The following is a 20,794-nucleotide window of genomic DNA, read 5'->3' on the forward strand; positions in this document are numbered from 1 at the left end:
TATCTCCTTGCGTTCCCGAATAAGGGGAACGATAACCCGAGGAGATTGAAATCATGCGTAAATTCGCCACCCTTTTGCTTGCCGGCACGGTCGCCATTTCTGCGCTCGCCACCATTGCCTATGCCCAAAACCCGATGGTCGGCGGCGCCGCCATGTATGCCCAGAAAAACATCGTCGAAAATGCGGTCAACTCGAAGGACCACACGACGCTGGTCGCTGCCGTCAAGGCGGGCGGCCTGGTCGATACGCTGCAAGGCGCTGGCCCCTTCACCGTGTTCGCGCCGACCAACGAGGCCTTTGCGGCACTTCCAGCCGGCACGGTGGAGACGCTGCTCAAGCCTGAAAACAAGGACAAGCTGGTCAAGATCCTGACCTGCCATGTCATCGGCGCCAAAGCGATGGCCGCCGACGTCGCCAAGATGGTCAAGCACGACGGCGGCACGCACAAGGTCAAGACGGTCGGTGGTTGCGAACTGTCGCTCAAGACCGACGGCGGCAAGGTCACCGTGACCGACGAAAACGGCAACGTCGCCAATGTGACGATCGCCGATGTCGAACAGTCCAACGGCGTCATCCACGTCGTCGACAAGGTTCTCCTGCCGAAGATGTAACAAACGCACGCTGCCGGCGAAGATATCGCTAGGGCCTCCCTGCGCACACTCCGCGCCGTTCACGCAAGATGGATAGGCGCGGAGTCCCGCTTTGAGGACAACGATCGTCACCGGCTTTTGATTTCCGTGTGGCGGTCGAATTTGGCACAAGCAGTAACAGGAGGAATGGCCATGAACCGTCGCGAGCTTCTTTTGAGTGGTGCGGCAGCCATTGGCGTTGTCGCAGGCGCCACCGCGCTGCGTATGGGCGGAGCCCAGGATGCACGCGCGGGCGAGACTTTCGAGGTTACCAAGACCGAGGCCGAGTGGCGCGCCATCCTGTCCGACGCGGCCTTCAATGTGCTGCGCAAGGAGGGCACCGAATATCCGGGCACCAGTCCGCTGCTCAACGAGCACCGCAAAGGCATCTTCGCTTGCGCCGGCTGCGGCCTGCCGGTCTATTCGTCTGAGACCAAGTTCGATTCCGGCACAGGCTGGCCGAGCTTCTGGCAGGAAATCCCGAATTCCATCGGCAAGACCGTGGACAGATCGTTGGGCATGACCCGCACCGAGGTCCATTGTCGCCGCTGCGGCGGCCATCTCGGCCACGTCTTCGACGACGGTCCGCCGCCGACCGGGTTGCGACACTGCATCAATGGCGTCGCCTTGACCTTTAAGCCGGCGACGGCGTGAGGACGGCCGCGCCCCTTACTTTGTCGGAGCGCGCTAGAGCATCGGACCCAAAAGTGCGAAGCGGTTTTGGGAAAATCTGATGCTCAAACAAAAAGTTGGAGCGGTGGGAGTGTCCGCCGCTCCAAGACTTCGTAATGGTTGATTTTGCGCATGACCCCGAAAATCGCTTTTCGGGGCCATGCGCGAGGGCGCCAGGCGGGGGATCCGGCGCGCCTCAATGGCCTCCGCCACCGCCGCCCTGAGCGGCTGGCTTGCGGATCACCAGGGTGAAGAGCCCAAGCGTCGCGAACAAAACCGTCAGCATGAAGAATACGTCCATGAACGACAGCAGCGACGCCTGCTGCTGGACCATGCCTGACAGTTTGGAGATGGCCGCCTTGGAGGCGTCGAGCCCGGCGGTCTGCTCGAAGTTGAGCGTCATGTTCTGCAGCTTCTGTTGCGCAGCGGCACTTCCCCATTGCACGTGCTCGGAGAGCCTGGCGTAGTGGAAGGCATTGCGGTCGATCAGCACGGTGTTGATGACGGCCAGGCCGACGGCGCCGCCGAGATTGCGGGTCAGGTTGAACAGGCCAGACGCATTCTTCAGCCGCTCCGGCGGCAAGGTTCCGAGCGCAATGTTGTTGATCGGCACCATGCACAGCATCATCGAGCAGCCGCGCAGGATCTGCGGGATCAGCAGTTCGTAGAAATCCCAGTCGGCGGTGAGATGCGTCATCCACCAGGTTCCCGTGGCGAAGCCGAAGAAGCCGATCATCATCATGATGCGCGGGTCCATCTTGTTCGACAGGATGCCGGAGATCGGCGCGGTGAAGAACATGGCCAGGCCGCTGACGAACAGCGCCTCGCCGATCATCATCGAATCGTAGCCGCGGATGCGCCCCAGGAACACGGGATAAAGATAGGTCAGACCGTAGAGGCCGATGCCGACCACGAAGGAGAACAGCGAGCCGAACGCAAAATTGATATTGCTGAAGGCCCTCAGATCGACAATCGGCTCCTCGGCGGTGAACACGCGCCAGAAGAACAGCACCGCGCCGAAGGTCATGATGACGGCGCAGACGAACACCGCCTGATCCTGCAGCCAGTCGTTGTTGGGACCTTCCTCCAGCACATATTCCATGCAGCCCAGGAAGGCGGCCATGCCGGCAAGCCCCCACCAGTCGAACTTGCTGAACAGCTTGAGATTGGGTTTGTCGAAGTCGATCAGCGACCAGGCGGCCGTGGTCACCAGAATGCCGGGCACGACGTTGACCAGGAACAGCCAATGCCAGGACATGGCATGGCTGATGTAGCCGCCGACGGTGGGGCCGATGGTCGGCGCCAGCGTCGCCACCAGGCCGATCATCGGCGAGACGACGGCGCGGCGGGACGGCGGGAAGATGGTGAAGGCGGCTGCAAAGACGCTCGGGATCATGCCGCCGCCGATGAAGCCCTGCACGGCGCGGTAAACAATCATCTGGTCGATATTGGTTGCGGTTGCCGCGAGCGCGCTGGCCGCGGTGAAGCCCGCCGCCGAGATTGTGAACAGCACGCGCGTCGACAGCATCCGGCTGAGGAAGCCGGACAGCGGTATCATCACGACCTCGGCAATCAGATAGGCCGTCTGCACCCACGGGATCTCGTCCGAGCTGGCGCTCAAGCCCGCCTGGATCTCGGCCAGCGAGGCTGAGACGATCTGGATGTCCAGGATCGCCATGAACATGCCGAACACCATCGCCAGGAAGGCGATGACGCGGCGGATCGGCATGTGATCTGTCTGGGCTGGGATGGCCGACACCGATCCGGCGGTAATGGTTGCGGTCGCCATGACCCTTGCTCCCGGTTCCGCTTTACTTCGATGCCGAAGGCGCGGTGCGGCTGTCGACGGCGACGACGACGCTCAGGCCGGCGCGCAGTTTGCCCGTCTTCAGCACATCCGCGGGCACGTCGATGCGAACCGGAACGCGCTGCACCACCTTGGTGAAGTTGCCTGTGGCGTTCTCCGGCGGCAGCAGCGAGAACACTGCTCCCGAAGCCGGCGCCAGCGACGACACGGTACCCTCGAAGTCCTGGCCGTCGATAGCGTCGACCGACACCCTGACCTTTTCACCAGGCACCAGCCGGGCAAGTTGCGTCTCCTTGAAATTGGCGACGATGTAGAGCTTGTCCATTGGCACGATGACGGCGAGCTTCTGTCCGGGGCTGATCAGGTCGCCCTGCTCGACGGAGCGGTTGCCGACCACACCGTCATAGGGTGCGCGCAGCACGGTGAAAGACAGATCCCGCACCGCCTTGTCGTGGGCAAGCTGCAGCGAGGCCAGCGTGCTGGCCGATTCCGCCCGCTGCGCCTCGAGCACGCCGATATTGGCCTGAGCCGCCGCGATCTGCGCGTCGGCGCCGGCTAGTGCGGCATTGGCTTGCTCGACCGCTGTCTGGGCGTCGTCCAACTGGGCCTGGGTACCGACGCGGGTCTTGAGCAACTGGGCGGCACGGACCTGAACCCGCTTCGCATTGTCTGCCGCGGCCTGGTCGGCGGTCTTCTGCGCCTGCGCCTGCTTGAGCGAGGCGCGGGCCGCTTCGGTCTGGGCATCGATGCGGTCGAGCGTCTTGCTCAACGTGGCGATCTGCGCCTCGGCCTGGGCAACGGCTATCTTGTAGTCACCGTCATCGACGATCAGCAGCGGGTCGCCGGCCTTCACCTGCTGGTTCTCAGTCACTTTGACCTGATCGACATAGCCTGAGATTTTTGGCGAGATGAACGCCGTGTCGGCCTGGACATAGGCGTCGTCGGTCGAGATCATGAAGCGCCCGTCGGTCCAGTAATCGTAGCCATACCATGCGCCGGCGCCCAGCAGGGCCAGGCCGATGATGGGCAACAACATCGAGCGCATCGGGCGCTTCTTTTTGGCGGGAGCCAGCGGGGTGATGTCGGCGGGCTTGAGAGGGGCTTCCGGCGCTTCGATCGCAGGCTGGACCTTGGCGCTGGGGAAAGGGCGGACTTCGGCACTGGTGGGCGCGTTCGAGGACATGATATCTCTCTAAATTAACTGGCGCTGAATGTTGTCAGACTGAACCGTTCGGTTCGATATCGACGTTGACTTAGCGCTTAAACAGGCCCATATCAAGAGCAATCGAACCGGATGGTTCGAATTATTTTACGAGGTGTGACATTATGGCCGAAGCCCCCAAGGCCGCTCCTTTGTCTGATTCAGGCCCATTGTCCAGCGCTGGCAAGGAGCAGTGCGATCTGCTGGACAGCCTGCCGCGCGGCCGCCCGGCCGCGGGGCAAGACCCGGTCAAGCGCAGCCAGATCATCGAGGGTGCGCGCCGTGTCTTCATCGACAAGGGCTTCGAAGCCGCGTCAATGAACGACATTACGCGCGAGGCCGGCGTGTCAAAGGGCACGATCTATGTCTACTTCGCCAACAAGGAAGAGCTGTTCGAAGCGCTGATCGAGGAAGAACGCGGCACGATCTTCAAGAACATGTATGAGGTGCTCGATCAGATCGGCGACCTTCGCCAGACGCTGGTGAAGTTCGGCATCGTGCTATCCATGAAGATCACTTCGGCGAGGGTCATCCTGGCGCAGCGGACGGTGATCGGTGCGTCGGAACGGATTCCGGAGCTTGGCGCGCGATTTTACGAACGCGGGCCGAAGCGCGGCCATGACAGGGTTGTCGTTTTCCTCAACATGGCTATCGAACGCGGTCTGCTGAAGATCGACGACGTCGAGCTTGCCGCCTATCAGTTCACCGAACTGTGCCTGGCCGGTCTTTTCCGCCAGTGCATATTCGCCTACCGCACCAAGGCGCCAAGTGTGGCCGAGATCGAACATATCGTCAGGTCGGGCGTCGACGTGTTCCTGAAGGCCTACGGCACAGAACAGCTTGCAGAGCGGGAACGGGCCTCCCCCGCCTGAGCAGCCGTCGGAGTCCGTTGCCTATCCGCCATTGGCGGCGAGCACGATCGCCGCACGCAGTTCCTCGAGGCCCTCGCTCTTTTCCGACGACGTGGCGAGCACGAAGGGAAATGCCGCCGGGCGTTTCTTGATCTTCTGGAGCGTTTCCTCGACCAGTCGCGGTACCCCCGCCGCCTTGATCTTGTCGGTCTTGGTCAGCACGATCTGATACGACACCGCCGCCTTGTCGAGCAGCGACAGCACCTCGTCGTCCTTGGCCTTGATGCCATGGCGGGCATCGATCAGCACGTAGACGCGCTTCAGCGTCACCCGGCCCTTCAGATAGTCGAACACGAGCTTCGTCCACTCGTCGACCTTTTCCTTCGGCGCCGTGGCGTAGCCATAGCCCGGCATGTCGACCAGGGCCATCGGCGGCAGGTCGGCGCCTTCTCCCGAAAATCCGCCCGGCACGAAATAGTTGAGTTCTTGCGTGCGGCCCGGTGTGTTGGAGGTGCGCGCCAGCCCCTTCTGGTTGACCAGCGCGTTGATCAGCGACGATTTGCCGACATTGGAGCGGCCGGCAAAGGCGATCTCGGGCGGACCCTCCGGCGGCAGGAATTTCATCGCCGGCACGCCGCGGATGAATATCCAGGCTCGCGTGAACAATTCGATGCCGATCGTGGTCTTGTTCAACGCCTTCAAACCGCTGCCTCCAGAAGAAAAATGTTGCTGCCACGAATGGCATCGAGATTGCGGCTGATCTTTTCCACCGGCCAGTGCCACCACGCCAGCGCCAGCAGCCGCCGGATGGTCCTGTCGTCGAAGCGCATCTTCACCACCTTGGCCGGATTGCCGGCGACGATCGCATAGGCCGGCACATCGTGCGTCACCACCGACTTTGCCGCGACAATGGCGCCGTCGCCGATCTTCACGCCCGGCAGCATCACCGCTTCCATGCCGATCCAGACGTCGTGGCCGACGATTGTGTCGCCACGCACCTCCTTCGACCATGTCGCCGGGTCGAAGCCTTCCTCCCAGCCGTGACCGAAGATGTTGAACGGATAGGTCGAAAAGCCGGACATGGCGTGATTGGCGCCGTTCATGATGAAGCGCGCGCCTTCGGCAATGGCGCAGAACTTGCCGATGATCAGCCTGTCGCCGATGAACGGGTAATGATGCAGCACGCATTTTTCGGCGAATTTGTCGGGCCCGTCAGGATCGTCATAGTAGGTGAAATCGCCGATCTCGATGTTCGGCGCCGTCACCAGCGGTTTCAGAAAGCCGACGCGCGTGTGCAACGGGATCGGATGCTTGATCGATGGATTGGGTCCGGTCATATCGAGCTCCGTCGGGCAACTGCCAGCCAGGTCAAAATAGCGCGATCGGCCCGGCAGTACCAATCGCTTAATCCAGACCGCCAGCCTGTACAAAAAGCCCCGGACGAACCGGGGCTTTCTGGTTTCGCATCATCGGAGCGCCGGCTATTCCGCCGGCGACGGTTTCTTGCGGAACAGCGCGACCAGATTGTCCCACAGTTCGATCTTGGCGCCCTGCCGCTTCATGATCACGCCCTGCTGCAGGATCGACAGCGTGTTGTTCCAAGCCCAGTAGATAACGAGACCGGCCGGAAAACCCGCCATCATGAAGGTGAAGATCACGGGCATCCAGGTGAAGATCGCCGCCTGCGTCGGGTCCGGCGGCGTCGGGTTCATGCGCATCTGCAGGAACATCGTCACGCCCATGATCAGCGGCCAGACGCCGATCATCAGCATGTGCGGCAAGGTGATCGGGATCAGCCCGAACAGGTTGAAAATCGATGTCGGGTCCGGCGCCGCGAGATCCTGGATCCAGCCGAAGAACGGCGCGTGCCGCATCTCGATGGTGATGTAGAGCACCTTGTAGAGCGAGAAGAACACCGGAATCTGCAACGCCACCGGCCAGCAGCCGGCGAGCGGATTGATCTTCTCGGTCTTGTACAGCTCCATCATCGCCTGCTGCTGCTTCATCTTGTCGTCCGCGTATTTCTCGCGGATCTCGAGCATCTTGGGCTGCACCTTCTTCATGTTCGCCATCGACGCATAGGACTTGTTGGCGAGCGGGAAGAACAGCGCCTTGACGATGACGGTGGTGGCGAGGATCGCCAGGCCGAAATTGCCGAAGAATTTGTAGAGCGTGTCGATCAGCCAGAACATCGGCTTGGTGATGAAATAGAACCAGCCCCAGTCGATCAGCAGGTCGAACTGGCGAATATGACGGTCCTTTTCATAGGCGTTGATCGTCGAAACTTCCTTGGCGCCGGCGAATATCTCCGACTCCACGGTCGTCGATTGCCCGGGAGCGATTGTGACCGGATCGGACAGGAAATCGGACTGGTAGCTATGCGGGTGGGGTCCGCTTTTGAACTCGAAATAAGAGAATTTGGGCTGAAATTCGCGGCCGCTCGGCGGCACCAGGGTGACCGCCCAGTATTTATCGGTGATGCCGAGCCAGCCGTCGCTCGACTTGCCTGGTTTGTACTCCTTGTCCGATTCGACGCTGGAGTATTTGTATTCCTGCAGGCCCTCGCTTCCGGTAACGCCGATCAGGCCCTCGTGCAGCACATAGGTGCTGGCGATAGCCGGCTTGTCGAAGCGGGTGACTCGGCCATAGTTCGACAACGTCGCGGGTGCCGAGCCGCCGTTCTGGACCGTATCGGATACGGTGAACATATATTGGCTGTCGACCGAGAAGGTGCGCTTGAAAACCAGGCCCTTGTCGTTGGTGAAGGTCAGCGTGACCGGCGTCGCTGGTGTCAGCGTCGCATTGCCGTCGGTCTGCCAGACCGTGTCGGGGCCGGGCAGCCTGCCCACATCCGGCGTGCCGGAAAAGCCGATCTCGGCGAAATAGCCGTTTGGCAGGGACGCCGGGTTGAGCAACGCGATCTCGGGCGAGGTCTTGTCGACCGTCTCCCTGTAATGCTTGAGCCGGAGATCGTCGAGGCGCGCGCCAGTGAGGTTGATCGAGCCTTCGAGGCTCGGCGTGTCGATCTTGACGCGCTTAGTCGAGGCAATCGCCTGCTCGCGGCCGGCCGGCGTCACCGCGTCGCCGCCGGGCGCGCTCGGAATGGCGCCCGGCTGCACCGGCGTTTCGGTCGCGCCGGGAGCGGTGCCTTGGGCAGCCTTCTTCTGCTCCGCCACGCGCTGTTCTTCGATGCGGGCGGCTTCGCGCTGCATCTCGCTGCGCGGCATCACGTAGAAATATTGCCAAAGCGCCAGGATCAGCACCGACAGTGCGATGGTGATGAAGAAGTTGCGGTTGTTTTCCATCGAAGCCCTTGGCCTATCGTGTTCCACGCAATCTGCGGGAGAGTTCGGCCTTCAACTGGCCGAACGGAGTCGTAAGCACGTCTTCGCGCCCGACGATGACATAATCATTGCCGGGCACCATGTCATCCGCGGCATGCGTGCGCACGGCCTCTCTCAGCCGCCGCCGGATGCGGTTGCGAACGACGGCGTTGCCGACCTTCTTGGTGACGGTATAGCCGACGCGCGGCGCCTCGCCGTCGCCGCGGCCCAGGACCTCGACGAGGAAAAGCCGCCCGCGGCGCTTTTCACCACGACGGACGGCCAGGAATTCCGCGCGCTTCAGAAGCCGCTTGGGATGGGCACCCGTTGGCTTGCCGGTTGCGGGCAACGATCTTGTCTCTCGCTTGGTGCTCAGGCGCTGAGACGCTTGCGGCCGCGGTTGCGGCGGGCTGCGACGACGCCGCGGCCACCCTTGGTGGCCATGCGGGCACGGAAGCCGTGCCTGCGTTTGCGAACGAGTTTGGACGGCTGGTAAGTACGCTTCATTTGTTTAAATACCGCGGGGTGCGGCCCTTCTTGATTCTGTCACTTTGTAACAGGAGCTTTGCCGGGCCGGTTTTGGCGCGATCGAAACCGCGCCGGGACGAATGGCCCGAGCGTGAGCGGGCTTATAGAAAGAAGGGTTTTGGAAGTCAATCCAGCCTGTCGGGCCGGCGTTGTCGGACTGGCAGGGAAGTCCTTGCGGCCTCTTTCCGGCTTCGACCAAGGATGAATTTGGCAAAAAAGCCGCAATCGCCTAATCTTGCTCGATCAAGCGATCGTGAAGACGAGCAGTCCTTAAGACAAGCAGCCGTGATGACAGGCAGCCGTGACGACGAGCATGAGTGAAGTCCCAGCAACCGACGAAAGCATCGCCCAGGCGAAGGCCGCCACCCGCAGGGTGCCGCTGGCGCGCGGCCTGTCGACGAAGCTGCTGCTGCTCACCATCGTCTTCGTGCTCTTGGCCGAAATCCTCATCTTCGTGCCCTGGATCGCCAGCTACAGGCTGAGCTGGCTGAAGGAAAGGCTGAGCACCGCCGCCGCGGTTTCCATCGTCCTGGTGCAGGGCGAACCTGCCTCGCTGTCGCGTGCCGCCCAGAACGACGTACTGATGGCGATCGGCGCCAAGGCGATCGCCGTGCGCGACGGCGGCGTCTCGCGGCTTCTGGTCGTGGCCGAAATGCCGCCGCAGGTCGACGAGCATATCGATATCGCCAATGTCGGCATGATCAAGGGCATGACCGGCGCGCTGGACACGCTGTTCTTCGGCGGCAACCGCATGCTGCGCGTTTTCGGGCCGGTCGGCGACAGCGACAAGGAATTCGAGCTGATCATGCCCGACCACCGCCTGCGCAATGCCATGCTGATTTATTCGCGCAACGTCGCCTTCGTCTCGCTGCTGATCTCGCTGTTCACCGCCATGCTGGTCTATGCCGCGATAGACCTGATCATGATCGGCCCGATCAGGACGATGACACGCTCGATGCTGTCCTTTTCCGAGGCTCCCGACGATCCCGGCCGCATCATTCACCCCGCCGCCCGGGCCGACGAGATCGGCGTCGCCGAACGCGAACTGTCGCAGATGCAGGAGCGGCTGCAGAAGATGCTGACCGAGCAGAAGCACCTGGCAGATCTCGGCCTGGCCGTGTCGAAGATCAACCACGACATGCGCAACATTCTCGCCTCGGCGCAGCTGATGTCGGACCGCCTGCGCCAGGTCAAGGACCCGACCGTGCAGGCCTTCGCGCCAAAACTGCTGCGCGCGCTCGACCGTGCGGTGTCCTATTCGGAGGGCGTGCTGGCCTATGGCCGCACCCAGGAGCCGCCGCCGTCGCGCCGCAGGCTGCGGCTGCGTCAGCTGGTCGAAGACGTCCAGGGCCTGCTCGATATCGAATGCGGCATTGAATTCGTCAACGCCGTCGACCCGGTGCTCGAGGTCGATGCCGATTCCGACCAGCTGTTCCGCGTGCTCACCAATCTTAGCCGCAACGCCGTGCAGGCGATGGCGGCGGATACCGAGAGCGCCGTGGTGCGCCGCCTGACCATATCGGCCGAGCGCATCGGCAGCGTCAGCCGCATCGTCGTCACCGACACCGGCCCCGGCCTGCCGCCAAAGGCGCGAGAAAACCTGTTCGCGGCATTTCGCGGCTCGGCCCGTAGCGGCGGCACCGGCCTTGGCCTGGCGATCGCCCATGAATTGATCCGCGCCCATGGCGGCACGGTGGAGCTGGTCGAATCGATCGGCGGCCGCACCACATTCGCGGTCACCATTCCCGACCAGCCGGTCCGGCTCGACCAGGCCCGCAACGGGCTGCGCCGCCCGGCGTAACGAACCGTATCGTTACGGATCGTTTTAATTCGCGAAGCGTTGGTCCGAGACTACGAGCCATCGGCTCGGCCGCCGTGCAACGGCTCATTTCGTTACGGACCGTTCCGATTGGCAAATGACCGATCCAAGACTACGACCTGTCGGCTCGGCCGCTGCGTGACGCGATCTTGCCTTCGCCGGCCGGCGCATGATGGCAAGGCATGACTGCAAAACTTTTGGCCAGGGTCGGCTTGCTTTTCGCAAATTCAGCCGCTAGGGAACAGCTCACATCGCGGCCGGTCGCCAGGATCGGATCGCGGGCTATGCCAAGCATGGCCTGTTGCGCGCCCGTAGCTCAGCTGGATAGAGCACCAGACTACGAATCTGGGGGTCAGGAGTTCGAATCTCTTCGGGCGCGCCATCAATCGAATGCACGGCCCCGCCTCAGGCGACCTCGCGGGCGCGGTGAGCTCACAGCCGTCCGACAATCGTCGGAAGGTCGCGAGACGTGAGCGCTGCCCATGCCAAAAAGGGGATCGTCAGCTAATGCTGCTCAGTCGGCCTGCTTGATCTCCGGGCCCGGTTCAGTCGGCGGAGCTGGCGTGCAATCCTGGCCAGTGCATTCCTGCACGGGATCTTGCGCCGGCGGGAGACAATTTTGGCCTTCACAATGAACGGGCGGCTGCGCTGTTGCGGCATTATTGTTCGACGGCACAGGCCGATCCTCAGCACGAACGGCCGGCATTCCAAGGTCGATCATGGCCGTGCACAAGAGCGCAATCCGAAGCAAATTCATTTTCGCCTCCGCACCTGACAGCGAGACGCAGACTATACCTTCGAACTGCGGCCAGCATCCTGTCAGCCGCGAACGGCGTTAACGGCGCGTTACACGCAGCGGCAGCTTGAGGGCGGACATACGGACGCTGTTCCGGCGAGGCCCTCTTCGAAACGGGCGCCAGGTCGGCATAGGTTTGCACTTCGAAAAGCTTATGCTGTGCGTCCCGGCTCCCTCACCTAAACCGCACATTTTCCCTGGAAAGCTCTGCCACCGACCTGCATCCCATCAGCCGCATGCCGCGTTCGATCTCGGTTCGCATCAGGCCGAGCGCCCGTTCGACACCGGCCTGTCCGGCGGCTGCCAACGGGAACAGATAATACCGCCCGACGCCGACGGCCTTGGCGCCCACCGACAGGGCTTTCAGCACATGTGTGCCGCGCTGGACGCCGCTGTCGATGATCACGTCTATCTTGTCGCCCACCGCGTCGACGATCTCGGACAGCTGGTCGAAGGGGCTGCGCGAGCCGTCCAACTGCCTGCCGCCATGATTTGACAGAACGATGCCGGTGCAGCCGATTTCGACGGCCTTTCTGGCATCGGCGACGCTCATGATCCCCTTCAGGCAGAACTGGCCGTTCCAGAAGCGGACCATGTCTTCGACGTCCTTCCAATCCAGCGACGGGTCGAGGATCTCCGTGAAATAGCGGCTGATGGAAAGCGCTCCGCCACCGAGATCGATATGGCCGTCCAACTGCGGCAGGCTGAACTTTTCGTGGGTCAAATAGTCGATAGCCCATCTCGGCTTGATCGCGAACTGCATCATGCCGCCGACCGTAAGCCGAAAGGGGATAGAAAAGCCGGTCCGCAGGTCACGCTCGCGGTTTCCGCCGGTGACGCTGTCGACCGTCAGCATCATCACCTCGACGCCGGACGCCTTGGCGCGCTCCATCATGGCGCGGTTCAGGCCGCGATCCCTGTGGAAATAGAACTGGTAGACCTGCGGCGTCCTGTGCTGGCGCACTTCCTCCAGGCTGACCGTGCCGAGCGACGAGACGCCGAACATCGTGCCGAACTTCTCCGCCGCCGCGGCGACGGCGCGCTCGCCGCTATGGTGAAACAGCCGCTGGAGAGCCGTCGGCGAACAATAGACCGGCATCGTCAGCTTCTGGCCCATGACGGTGACCGACATGTCGACCTGTCCAACGCCGGCAAGGACGTTGGGGACGAGATCGCAGTCCTCGAACGCCGCCGTGTTGCGCCGCAGCGTCGTCTCGTCGTCCGCGCCGCCATCGATATAGTTGAAGATCGGGCCTGGCAGGCGCTGTTTTGCCAGCCGGCGGAAGTCCTGAAAATTATAGCAGCTTTGCAATCTCATGAAATCAATCGGGTATATGGCGGGCCTGATGTCAAGCCTGTGCAACTGTCGATCGCCGGCGCGCTCGCCTCACTCCGCCACGGCGCCAACCGACTCCCGCTCCACCAGCGGGCATTCGAGCTTGGTTACGGGATAGCGGCTCCGGCCGCGACCGGGAGCAGCGGGGACTTCCAACTGCTCGATCGCCCATTGTCCCATCGCCATATGCGGCAGGATCGACGTCGTCAGGGGCGGGAACAGATGTCGCGCGATCTCCTCGTCGTCATAGCCGACCACCGAAATATCCTGGGGGATGTGCAGGCCGGCCTCCTTCAGCGCCTCGTAGCAGCCGATCGCGGTGCGGTCGTTCTGGCAGAAGATAGCGGTCGGCCGGTCCTTCAGCGCCAAGAGCCTGACGGTCGCGGCATAGCCGGCGCTCGCTGACCAATCGCCTTCGACGACCAGCGCCGGGTCGAACGGGATGTCGGCCGTCGCCAGCGCCCGGCGGTAACCTTTCAGCCGGTCCTGAGCCGCCCGCATCCAGGGCTCGCCGGTGATGGTGGCGATACGGCGATGGCCATAGCTGATCAGGTGCCGGGTCGAGCTCTGGCCGCCGGCGATCTCGCTCGGCACCACGGCGGGGAAGGCATGGTCCGCGGTGTAGCAGTTGAGCAGGATGACCGGAATGTCGAGGCCGTAGAGATAGTCCGGCGCGACGATCTCGCGGGTGAAGATGGTCATGTAGATCAGCGCCGAAATGCCCCGCTTGGTCAGTGCCGCAATGGCCCGGGGCTCCATCACCTCGTCGCCCATGGTCTGCGCCACCAACACTACATTGCCGGCGTTCCACGAGGCTTGCCGCGCCCCTTCAATGGCGACGACCGCCTCCGGGCTGGTCGCCAACTGGTCGACGGCGAAGCCGATCACGCCATCCAGCCCGTCGAATGCGGCAACCGGGGCTCGCAAGGCAGAAAACACCGGCGGCGAATAGCCCAGTGCTCGCGCCGTCTCGATCACCCGCTCTCGGGTTTGCTGCGACAGCCTGATGCCCGGCGTGTTGTTGAGCACGAACGAAACCGTCGCCTGCGAACAGCCGGCGACCCTGGCGATGTCGGTCATGGTAACGCGGCCCTTGGGGTTTTTCCCGGACGGCTTGCGCCGCCTGGTACCCTCAAGGACGGGATCACGCAGTGGTTCGTTCATGTCATTGGTCCCTCGAATCCCGCATTTATAGGGCGAAGCGCTACTAATAGATATAATCGACCCTTCTTGGGCGATGTAGTCCCCGGTTCAAAACGGTTGTGACTGGGGAGGCCTCTCTCCTTTGTGCGAGAATCTCAACCAAACTAATACTCTTTACTAATATCCGGTATCACTATAACGTCAATCCATCATGCCCGGACGACCTCGGACCGCGCATGTTCGGAACGCAAGCCAGCCTGGTATCGGACGGTTCCCGTCAGCCGAAGCTTGCCTGCCGCTCCGGGAAATGTCAGACAAATCGGACTATTTACGAACGGCGAATGAGTCTCTAAAGTCGACGATCGCGGCTGGAATGGCGTCGTTCTTCGCTGCCGGAAACCCTTGAGGAGGAGGGCGTCCAAGCCGCGCCGGCACGTTCATCATCAGCGAAAATTAGGGAGGTTGAATATGAAATCTGTGATACGAAATGCGTCCGTCGCCGCTGCGGCCCTGCTGCTCGGGCTGTCCGCCAGCGCAATTGCGCGGGCCGACGACAAGCCGACACTGGCCTTCGTCGTCAACGGCGCTTCCGATTTCTGGAAGGCGGCGGAAGCCGGCGTCAAGAAGGCTCAAGCCGAACTGCCCAACTACAATCTTGAACTCAAATATCCGGAGCAGTCCTCGGTCGCCATCCAGCAGCGCCTGATGGACGATCTGGTGACGGCCGGCGTGAAGGCGATCATGGTCTCGGCCGTCGATCCCAAGACGTCGACCGACGGGCTGAACAAGATCGCCTCGGAAACGGCGTTGTTCACCACCGACAGCGACGCGCCGCAGACCAAGCGTGTCGCCTATATCGGCTCGTCCAATGTCGATGCCGGCAAGCAGGCGGCAGAGATCGCCAAGAAGGCAATGCCTGACGGCGGCAAGTGCCTCGGCTTCGTCGGCCTGCTCGGCGCCGACAACGCCAAGGAGCGCATCCAGGGCATGAAGGAAGGTCTCGCCGGCACCAAGATCGAATTGGTCGACGTGCGTGGCGACGACATCGATCAGGCTCGCGCCAAGAAGAACGTCGAGGACGCGCTGGTCGCCAGCCCCGACGTCACCTGCATGGTCGGCTTCTATTCCTACAACACGCCGCGCATCTATGAAGCGCTGCGCGATGCCGGCAAGCTCGGCCAGATCACCGTCGTCGGCTTCGACGACGATCCGATCACGCTGGGCGGCGTCAAGGAAGGCACCGTCGCCGCCACCGTCGTGCAGCAGCCCTTCGAATGGGCCTATCAGGGCATGAAGCTGATGGCTGCCTATCTCGAGGGCGACAAGTCGGGCATTCCCGCCGATGGCCTGATCATCATCCCGACCAAGATCATCGGCAAGGACGATGTCGACGCCTACGCCGCCAGCCTCAAGGCGATGTCTGGAAACTGAGCGAATTAGGTTGCGCCGGCTCAAGGTTCGCCTTGAGCCGGCGTTCTATTGACGGGCCTCGCGAGGCTCGTCAGTCTGAGACCAAACGGCTCACCGGCTGCTGTCAGGCGTGATGAATTATTCCGACCCATCCATCGTTGCATCTGCGGACGCTCCGTTCCTGAGCCTCGACGGTGTGCGCAAGACCTATCCCGGCGTCGTTGCGCTGGACGGATTCTCGATGGAGGTCAGGCCCGGCGAGGTCATCGGCCTGGTCGGCGAAAACGGCGCCGGCAAATCGACGCTGATGAAGATCCTCGGTGGCGTGACCAGGCCGGACACCGGCACCATCACCGTCGATGGCGTCGCCCATGACGGGCTGACTGTCGAGGCCAGCATCGGCTCGGGCATCGCTTTCGTCCACCAGGAACTCAACCTGTTCGAAAACCTCGACGTGGCCGCCAATATCTTCTTCGGCCGCGAACCGCTGCGCGCCGGGCCGCTCAAGCTCGTCGACCGCGCCAGGCTGCGAGCGCAGGCGGCGCCGCTGCTCAAACGCGTGGGCGCCAATTTCTCGGCCGATACGCCGGTGTCGGCGCTGTCGCTGGCGCAGCAGCAAATGGTCGAGATCGCCAAGGCGCTGTCGATCAAGGCACGGCTGGTTATCCTCGACGAACCGACCTCCAGCCTGCCGATCGCCGAAACCGACAAGCTGCTCGGTGTCATCAAGGCGCTGAAGGCAGACGGCATCAGTGTCATTTTCATCTCGCACCGCCTTCACGAGGTCGAGCGCGTCGCCGACCGCGTCGTCGTGCTCAGGGACGGAATGCTCGCCGGAACCTTGCCGAAGAGCGCCATCAATCACGACCAGATGGTCAAGCTGATGATCGGCCGCATGCTGAAGGAGCGCGAGAAGGCCGCAGAATCGGCGCGCCCGCCTGGCTCCGTCGCGCTGTCGGTCAAGGCCATTCGCACCGCCGCCTATCCTGACCGCCCCGTCGACCTCGACGTCAGGCATGGCGAGATCCTCGGCCTGGCCGGTCTCGTCGGCTCCGGCCGGACGGAACTGGCGCGCGTGCTGTTCGGCATCGACAGGAGCTTTGGCGGCTCGTTCCAGCTTGACGGAAAAGACCTGGTTCTTGGTTCGGCCGCCGACGCAGTGGCCAACGGTATTTTCCTCGTCCCGGAAGACCGCAAGCTGACTGGCATCCTGCTCGACCTGTCGATTGCCCAGAACATCTCGCTGCCCAATCTGCCGGCGCATTCGCGGCGCTCGCTGGTCTCGGCCAGCGCCGAGGCCGCCACCGCCGAAAAACAGAAGACCGATCTCGGCATCAGGGCGCCCTCCGTGCAGACGCGCACCGGCACGCTGTCGGGCGGCAACCAGCAAAAGGTCGTGCTGGCCAAATGGCTGGCGATGAAGCCGAAGGTGATGATCCTCGATGAGCCGACACGCGGTATCGATATAGGCGCCAAGGCCGAGATCTACGGGCTGATGCGGGCGCTGGCCGATGCCGGGGTCGCCGTGCTGATGATCTCCAGCGACATGGAGGAGGTGATCGGCGTTTCCGACCGCATTGCCGTCATGCATGAGGGCCAGATCTCCGGCATTCTCGACAAGGACCGGTTCAGCCAGGAAAACGTGCTGCTGCTGGCGGTCGGCAAGCAGCCGAAGTAATTCGCAGGCGTTGGGAGAAGACGATGAGCAAGAAAGATCTCGGCCTGCTGATCCTGATCCTGGTGGTCGGCGCGGTGGTGGCGATCATTAACCCGCGCTTCCTGCTGCCGATCAATCTCGCCAACACCTCGAATCTGATCGGGCTGTTCGGCATCCTGTCGATTGGCCAAGCCTTCGTCATCATCACCGGCGGCATCGAATTGTCGGTCGGCTCGGTGGTTGCGCTACTCGGTACGCTGTTCATCGATTTCATCGCCGTGCGGGAGATGGAGTGGCCTCTGGCCTTCGTGCTGATCATCGCGCTCGGCGCCATCATCGGCCTGATGCACGGCTGGCTGATCACCCGGCTGAAGTTGCAGCCGTTTGTCGTCACTCTCTGCGGCCTGCTGATCTATCGCGGCGTGGCGCGCTTCTACACTGCCGACGGCACCGCCGGCTTTGCCTTTGGGCAGAACTTCCCGGAACTCGAATTCCTGACGGCGGGGCGGTCCTGGGGCGTGCCGAACAGTTTCATCGCGCTGATCGTCATCGCCGTCGTCATGTGGGTGGTGCTGCACCGTTCGGTATTCGGGCGCTATCTCTACGCCATCGGCAAGAACGAGGAAGCGGCAAAATATTCCGGCATCCGCACCGGCCGCATCGTCATAGCCGCCTATGTCATCTGCGGCGTGCTGACGGCGCTGTCGGCTATCTATTTCGCCATGTACACACGCTCGATCTCGCCGGCGAGCCACGGCCAGTTCTACGAACTCTACGCCATCGCGGCAGCGGTGCTCGGCGGCTTCTCGCTGCGCGGCGGCGAAGGCTCGCTGATCGGCGTCCTGCTCGGCACGGTGCTGCTGCAGGAGCTGCAGAACCTCGTCAACCTGCTCGGCATCCCGTCCTCGCTCAACTTCGCCGTCATGGGCGGGGTGATCCTCATCGGCGTGCTGGTCGACCAGCAATGGGGCGTGTTCAGGGCGCGGCGGCGGATGCTGGAAGCTACCCGTAAGGGCGTGGCGGGTGCTGCCGCGGAATGACGCAAAAATAGCTGGATGAAATGCGCCGACTGCCATTGGCAGGCATCAAAAAGTTGGCCTGAGCTTCGCGACAGCAGTTCAGATTAATCTCCATTTGGAACGAAACCCGTATCGAAGCGTTTATTTAAGCTTTGCTATGCGGAGGCGTCCCATGCCCACGAATCCAGTAAGTACCGCAAAGGTCGGAACTCACCCCCTCCACCCGATGCTGATACCTTTTCCTGTCGCGTTTCTTGTCGGTGCCTTTGTCACCGACCTGGTTTTCTGGGGAACTGCCGATGCTTTCTGGGCACGGGCATCGATGTGGCTGATCGGGGCAGCCATCGTAATGGCCCTTCTCGCCGCGACAGCCGGTTTTATCGACTTCCTCAACGAGCCGCGCATTCGCGCCTTGTCGGACGCCTGGTATCACATGCTGGGCAACCTGACCGCGGTCGTTTTGGCACTGATCAATTTTTATCTTCGCTATGCCCAAGGCGCCGAAGCCGCGGTCCGCCCATGGGGTGCGCTCTTGTCGTTCATAGTGGTCTGCATACTGCTGTTCACCGGCTGGAAGGGCTGGGAAATGGTGTATCGCCATCACGTTGCAGTTCTGGATACACCAGCGGATGCGCCAGTGAAGCCTTCGACAACCACTGCCACCGATACTCGTCACGCTGGTCGGGACCGGCACGCCGCATGAGGCCATAATCCCGAAAAGGGATACCGGCTTCCAAAGATATTGGTTAGACAAGTAGTGCCCATACCGAATGCATCGGATGGGCGCTACTTTAGATAAGGCCGGACATGTCGGAGAAGCCATGGCCTTGCGCAGCACCTCGGCGAAGCGCTCGCCGGCGGCTTCACGAAGACCGCTATTGTCGATCGAGGTGACACCTAGTCCGGACAGCGCCACATTGGCACTGCGCGCCAGCCGTGCCAGCACTTCGCCGCGCGACTCGCGACCGCGCAATGCCAGCCGCTCGGCCAGGATCTCCGGTGTAGCCGTGATCTCGACGACAGCCAGATTGGCGTAACGCTCCCGCAGCGCCGGGATGATCGCGCGCGAGACGTTGGCGATCGCGACACGGCCGTTGGAGACCGACCAGTCGACTTCGGCCGGGATGCCGTAGCGCAGGCCATGCGCCTCCCAGGAAATGGCGAAGGCCCCATCCGCTTCGGCCTCGACGAAGGCAGCATCGGCGAGCGTATCGTGATCCTCGGTGGCCGCATCGCTCGGCCGGGTGATCACCCGGCGCACGAACTCCAGCCGGCTCTCGCCGGCAAACACCGCGCGCGCATAGCCGATCACCGTGTCCTTGCCGGCACCGCTCGGCCCAACGACGGCGACGAAGACACCGTCGCGGATCGGAAATCCCGCGGCGGACAATTCACGCTCGACCGATGCCGACACCATCAGGCGACCCGGCGTCCCTGCCGCCAGACCGTGCGGACGACCGGGACATGGTCGTCGACGCGCACGCGAACCAGATCGGCGCGCCGGCCGGGCTCAATGACACCGCGATCGGTGAGGCCGACCGCCTCGGCCGGGTTCTTCGAAACCATGGCCACAGCCTGCGGCAGCGAGATACCTTCGACCACGTCGCCGAGGAAGAAGGCCGACTGGATCAGGCTGAACGGAATGTAGTCCGACGACAGGATATCGAGCAGGCCGTCGCCGGCCAGCGTGCGGGCCGAGACATTGCCCGAATGCGAAGCGCCGCGCATGACGTTCGGCGCGCCCATCAATACGCCGAGCCCTGCCTTTTTCGAAGCCCTTGCTGCCTCCTCGGTGGTCGGGAACTCGGCGACGCGCACACCTTGCCCGATCGCTTCGTCGACATGGCCGACGGTCGCGTCGTCATGGCTGGCGAGCACGATGCCGCGCTCATGACAAGCCGCGGCGATGAAGCTGCGGTTCGGGCTCGAGTTCCTCGCCGATTCAGCCATCCGCTTTTCGCAGAATTTCTGGAAATCGCGATCCGTAAGCTTCAGCTTGCGCTGATAGTAGTAGGCGTAGGTCTCGAGATCGACGAATTGCCGCTGTCCCGGCGCATGGTCCATCAGCGACGCCAGCCTGACCCGCTCGTCACCGTCGAAATTGGCGAAGGCTGGAAGGCAGTCCGGCGCCGAAACCTCGCAGCGCAGATGGATGAAATGGTCGGCCCTGAGCCGGTCCTGCTGGACACTGTCCTCGATCGCGTCGGCCAGTTTGCGTATGTCGGCAGCCGTCAGGTCCGCATCCTCGTCCATGCCGACGCGCAAGGCGTCGAGCACGGTGGTGATGCCGGCGGTCGCCACCTGCGCGTCATGGGCGAGCACCGCGGCGATCGGGTTCCAGCGCACTTTCGGCCGTGGCGCGTAATGGCCTTCGAGATGATCGGTGTGGAGCTCGACCAGGCCAGGGATGATGAAGTCGCCGCCCATGTCCTCGCCGCTGCAGCTGGGTCCGGCATCGATGGCGGCGATCGTGCCGTCGCGCAGCACGATCGACCCTTGGACGATCTGGTCGGCGAGCACGATGCGGGCGTTGTCAAGAACAGTCTCGGCGGTCATTTCAAGCAGTCCTTGCAGGATTTTGCAGCCAACTGGAACCAATTGGC

18 protein-coding genes, 1 tRNA gene and 1 pseudogene are annotated in these 20,794 nt (G+C 62.7%); 9 read left to right on the forward strand and 11 right to left on the reverse strand.

The features are described 5' to 3' along the window. Window positions 1-53: 53 nt before the first annotated feature. Both NMG46_RS01025 and msrB read left to right on the forward strand, forming a co-directional pair. On the forward strand, window positions 54-611 hold the full coding sequence (locus NMG46_RS01025; protein WP_254815890.1) for a fasciclin domain-containing protein: 558 nt from the start codon (window positions 54-56) through the stop codon (window positions 609-611). Window positions 612-782: 171 nt separating this feature from the next. Continuing rightward, window positions 783-1,283 (forward strand): peptide-methionine (R)-S-oxide reductase MsrB, encoded by a 501-nt coding sequence (gene msrB / locus NMG46_RS01030; protein ID WP_254815891.1) that lies wholly within the window; start codon window positions 783-785, stop codon window positions 1,281-1,283. Between the two features lie 214 nt (window positions 1,284-1,497). On the opposite strand, the gene NMG46_RS01035 is transcribed toward msrB, so the two are convergent. After that, entirely contained in the window at window positions 1,498-3,030 is a 1,533-nt protein-coding gene (locus NMG46_RS01035) for a DHA2 family efflux MFS transporter permease subunit (RefSeq protein ID WP_254816366.1), read from the reverse strand. Between the two features lie 82 nt (window positions 3,031-3,112). Beyond that, on the reverse strand, window positions 3,113-4,291 hold the full coding sequence (locus tag NMG46_RS01040) for an HlyD family secretion protein (RefSeq protein WP_254815892.1): 1,179 nt from the start codon (window positions 4,289-4,291) through the stop codon (window positions 3,113-3,115). A gap of 143 nt (window positions 4,292-4,434) precedes the next feature. Here NMG46_RS01040 and NMG46_RS01045 point away from each other — a divergent pair, with 143 nt between their 5' ends. After that, the gene (locus NMG46_RS01045; RefSeq protein ID WP_254815893.1) at window positions 4,435-5,181 is read left to right on the forward strand and encodes a TetR/AcrR family transcriptional regulator; all 747 of its coding nucleotides are present in this window, start codon (window positions 4,435-4,437) and stop codon (window positions 5,179-5,181) included. 21 nt (window positions 5,182-5,202) lie between these two features. Here the strand turns inward: NMG46_RS01045 and yihA are convergent, their stop codons facing one another. From yihA to rpmH, 5 genes are all read right to left on the reverse strand, one after another. Then, window positions 5,203-5,862, reverse strand: a complete 660-nt coding sequence (yihA, locus tag NMG46_RS01050) for a ribosome biogenesis GTP-binding protein YihA/YsxC (RefSeq protein WP_302893465.1) — start codon at window positions 5,860-5,862, stop codon at window positions 5,203-5,205. Continuing rightward, entirely contained in the window at window positions 5,859-6,497 is a 639-nt protein-coding gene (locus tag NMG46_RS01055; RefSeq protein WP_254815894.1) for a CatB-related O-acetyltransferase, read from the reverse strand. Before NMG46_RS01055 ends, yihA begins: the two co-directional genes overlap by 4 nt. Before the next feature lie 144 nt (window positions 6,498-6,641). Continuing rightward, window positions 6,642-8,465, reverse strand: a complete 1,824-nt coding sequence (yidC, locus tag NMG46_RS01060; RefSeq protein ID WP_254815895.1) for a membrane protein insertase YidC — start codon at window positions 8,463-8,465, stop codon at window positions 6,642-6,644. A 13-nt stretch (window positions 8,466-8,478) separates the two neighbouring features. Further along, complete coding sequence (gene rnpA / locus NMG46_RS01065; protein WP_254815896.1) at window positions 8,479-8,832, reverse strand: ribonuclease P protein component; 354 nt, start codon at window positions 8,830-8,832, stop codon at window positions 8,479-8,481. Window positions 8,833-8,855: 23 nt separating this feature from the next. After that, on the reverse strand, window positions 8,856-8,990 hold the full coding sequence (rpmH, locus tag NMG46_RS01070) for a 50S ribosomal protein L34 (protein WP_008833937.1): 135 nt from the start codon (window positions 8,988-8,990) through the stop codon (window positions 8,856-8,858). A 334-nt stretch (window positions 8,991-9,324) separates the two neighbouring features. Between rpmH and NMG46_RS01075 the strand changes: the two genes are divergently transcribed. Next, on the forward strand, window positions 9,325-10,812 hold the full coding sequence (locus tag NMG46_RS01075) for an ATP-binding protein (RefSeq protein WP_254815897.1): 1,488 nt from the start codon (window positions 9,325-9,327) through the stop codon (window positions 10,810-10,812). A gap of 323 nt (window positions 10,813-11,135) precedes the next feature. Then, window positions 11,136-11,212 (forward strand) — tRNA-Arg (locus tag NMG46_RS01080). Window positions 11,213-11,801: 589 nt separating this feature from the next. Here NMG46_RS01080 and NMG46_RS01085 read toward each other — a convergent pair. Together NMG46_RS01085 and NMG46_RS01090 are read right to left on the reverse strand one after the other, a co-directional pair. Then, entirely contained in the window at window positions 11,802-12,944 is a 1,143-nt protein-coding gene (locus NMG46_RS01085; RefSeq protein ID WP_254815898.1) for an alpha-hydroxy acid oxidase, read from the reverse strand. 69 nt (window positions 12,945-13,013) lie between these two features. Continuing rightward, window positions 13,014-14,042 carry a LacI family DNA-binding transcriptional regulator gene (locus NMG46_RS01090; protein ID WP_254816368.1) on the reverse strand — a complete coding sequence of 343 codons (1,029 nt, stop codon included), beginning with the start codon at window positions 14,040-14,042 and terminating at the stop codon, window positions 13,014-13,016. Window positions 14,043-14,573: 531 nt separating this feature from the next. On the opposite strand from NMG46_RS01090, the gene NMG46_RS01095 reads away from it, so the two are divergent. The 4 genes from NMG46_RS01095 (at window position 14,574) to NMG46_RS01110 (ending at window position 18,894) form a co-directional block, all read left to right on the forward strand. After that, window positions 14,574-15,536 carry a sugar-binding protein gene (locus NMG46_RS01095; RefSeq protein ID WP_254815899.1) on the forward strand — a complete coding sequence of 321 codons (963 nt, stop codon included), beginning with the start codon at window positions 14,574-14,576 and terminating at the stop codon, window positions 15,534-15,536. 112 nt (window positions 15,537-15,648) lie between these two features. Then, complete coding sequence (locus tag NMG46_RS01100) at window positions 15,649-17,193, forward strand: sugar ABC transporter ATP-binding protein (RefSeq protein ID WP_254815900.1); 1,545 nt, start codon at window positions 15,649-15,651, stop codon at window positions 17,191-17,193. 23 nt (window positions 17,194-17,216) lie between these two features. Continuing rightward, entirely contained in the window at window positions 17,217-18,212 is a 996-nt protein-coding gene (locus NMG46_RS01105) for an ABC transporter permease (RefSeq protein WP_254815901.1), read from the forward strand. A 151-nt stretch (window positions 18,213-18,363) separates the two neighbouring features. After that, window positions 18,364-18,894, forward strand: a complete 531-nt coding sequence (locus NMG46_RS01110) for a DUF2231 domain-containing protein (protein ID WP_254816369.1) — start codon at window positions 18,364-18,366, stop codon at window positions 18,892-18,894. An 88-nt stretch (window positions 18,895-18,982) separates the two neighbouring features. Here the strand turns inward: NMG46_RS01110 and phnN are convergent. Further along, window positions 18,983-19,611: pseudogene (phnN, locus tag NMG46_RS01115) on the reverse strand (phosphonate metabolism protein/1,5-bisphosphokinase (PRPP-forming) PhnN). After that, window positions 19,608-20,747 (reverse strand): alpha-D-ribose 1-methylphosphonate 5-triphosphate diphosphatase, encoded by a 1,140-nt coding sequence (locus NMG46_RS01120; protein ID WP_254815902.1) that lies wholly within the window; start codon window positions 20,745-20,747, stop codon window positions 19,608-19,610. Before NMG46_RS01120 ends, phnN begins: the two are co-directional and overlap by 4 nt. Window positions 20,748-20,794: the final 47 nt, after the last annotated feature.

This window comes from Mesorhizobium sp. LMG 17147, assembly GCF_024297145.1.
Classification (GTDB): Bacteria; Pseudomonadota; Alphaproteobacteria; order Rhizobiales; family Rhizobiaceae; genus Mesorhizobium.

Bases quoted from the DNA above. Each gene is read 5' to 3' on its own strand.
- NMG46_RS01025 (WP_254815890.1), top strand. From the start codon at position 54: ATGCGTAAATTCGCCACCCTTTTGCTTGCCGGCACGGTCGCCATTTCT.
- msrB (WP_254815891.1), top strand. From the start codon at position 783: ATGAACCGTCGCGAGCTTCTTTTGAGTGGTGCGGCAGCCATTGGCGTT.
- NMG46_RS01035 (WP_254816366.1), bottom strand. From the start codon at position 3,030: ATGCCGATCCGCCGCGTCATCGCCTTCCTGGCGATGGTGTTCGGCATG.
- NMG46_RS01040 (WP_254815892.1), bottom strand. From the start codon at position 4,291: ATGTCCTCGAACGCGCCCACCAGTGCCGAAGTCCGCCCTTTCCCCAGC.
- NMG46_RS01045 (WP_254815893.1), top strand. From the start codon at position 4,435: ATGGCCGAAGCCCCCAAGGCCGCTCCTTTGTCTGATTCAGGCCCATTG.
- NMG46_RS01055 (WP_254815894.1), bottom strand. From the start codon at position 6,497: ATGACCGGACCCAATCCATCGATCAAGCATCCGATCCCGTTGCACACG.
- yidC (WP_254815895.1), bottom strand. From the start codon at position 8,465: ATGGAAAACAACCGCAACTTCTTCATCACCATCGCACTGTCGGTGCTG.
- rpmH (WP_008833937.1), bottom strand. From the start codon at position 8,990: ATGAAGCGTACTTACCAGCCGTCCAAACTCGTTCGCAAACGCAGGCAC.
- NMG46_RS01075 (WP_254815897.1), top strand. From the start codon at position 9,325: ATGAGTGAAGTCCCAGCAACCGACGAAAGCATCGCCCAGGCGAAGGCC.
- NMG46_RS01085 (WP_254815898.1), bottom strand. From the start codon at position 12,944: ATGAGATTGCAAAGCTGCTATAATTTTCAGGACTTCCGCCGGCTGGCA.
- NMG46_RS01090 (WP_254816368.1), bottom strand. From the start codon at position 14,042: ATGACCGACATCGCCAGGGTCGCCGGCTGTTCGCAGGCGACGGTTTCG.
- NMG46_RS01095 (WP_254815899.1), top strand. From the start codon at position 14,574: ATGAAATCTGTGATACGAAATGCGTCCGTCGCCGCTGCGGCCCTGCTG.
- NMG46_RS01100 (WP_254815900.1), top strand. From the start codon at position 15,649: ATGAATTATTCCGACCCATCCATCGTTGCATCTGCGGACGCTCCGTTC.
- NMG46_RS01105 (WP_254815901.1), top strand. From the start codon at position 17,217: ATGAGCAAGAAAGATCTCGGCCTGCTGATCCTGATCCTGGTGGTCGGC.
- NMG46_RS01110 (WP_254816369.1), top strand. From the start codon at position 18,364: ATGCCCACGAATCCAGTAAGTACCGCAAAGGTCGGAACTCACCCCCTC.
- NMG46_RS01120 (WP_254815902.1), bottom strand. From the start codon at position 20,747: ATGACCGCCGAGACTGTTCTTGACAACGCCCGCATCGTGCTCGCCGAC.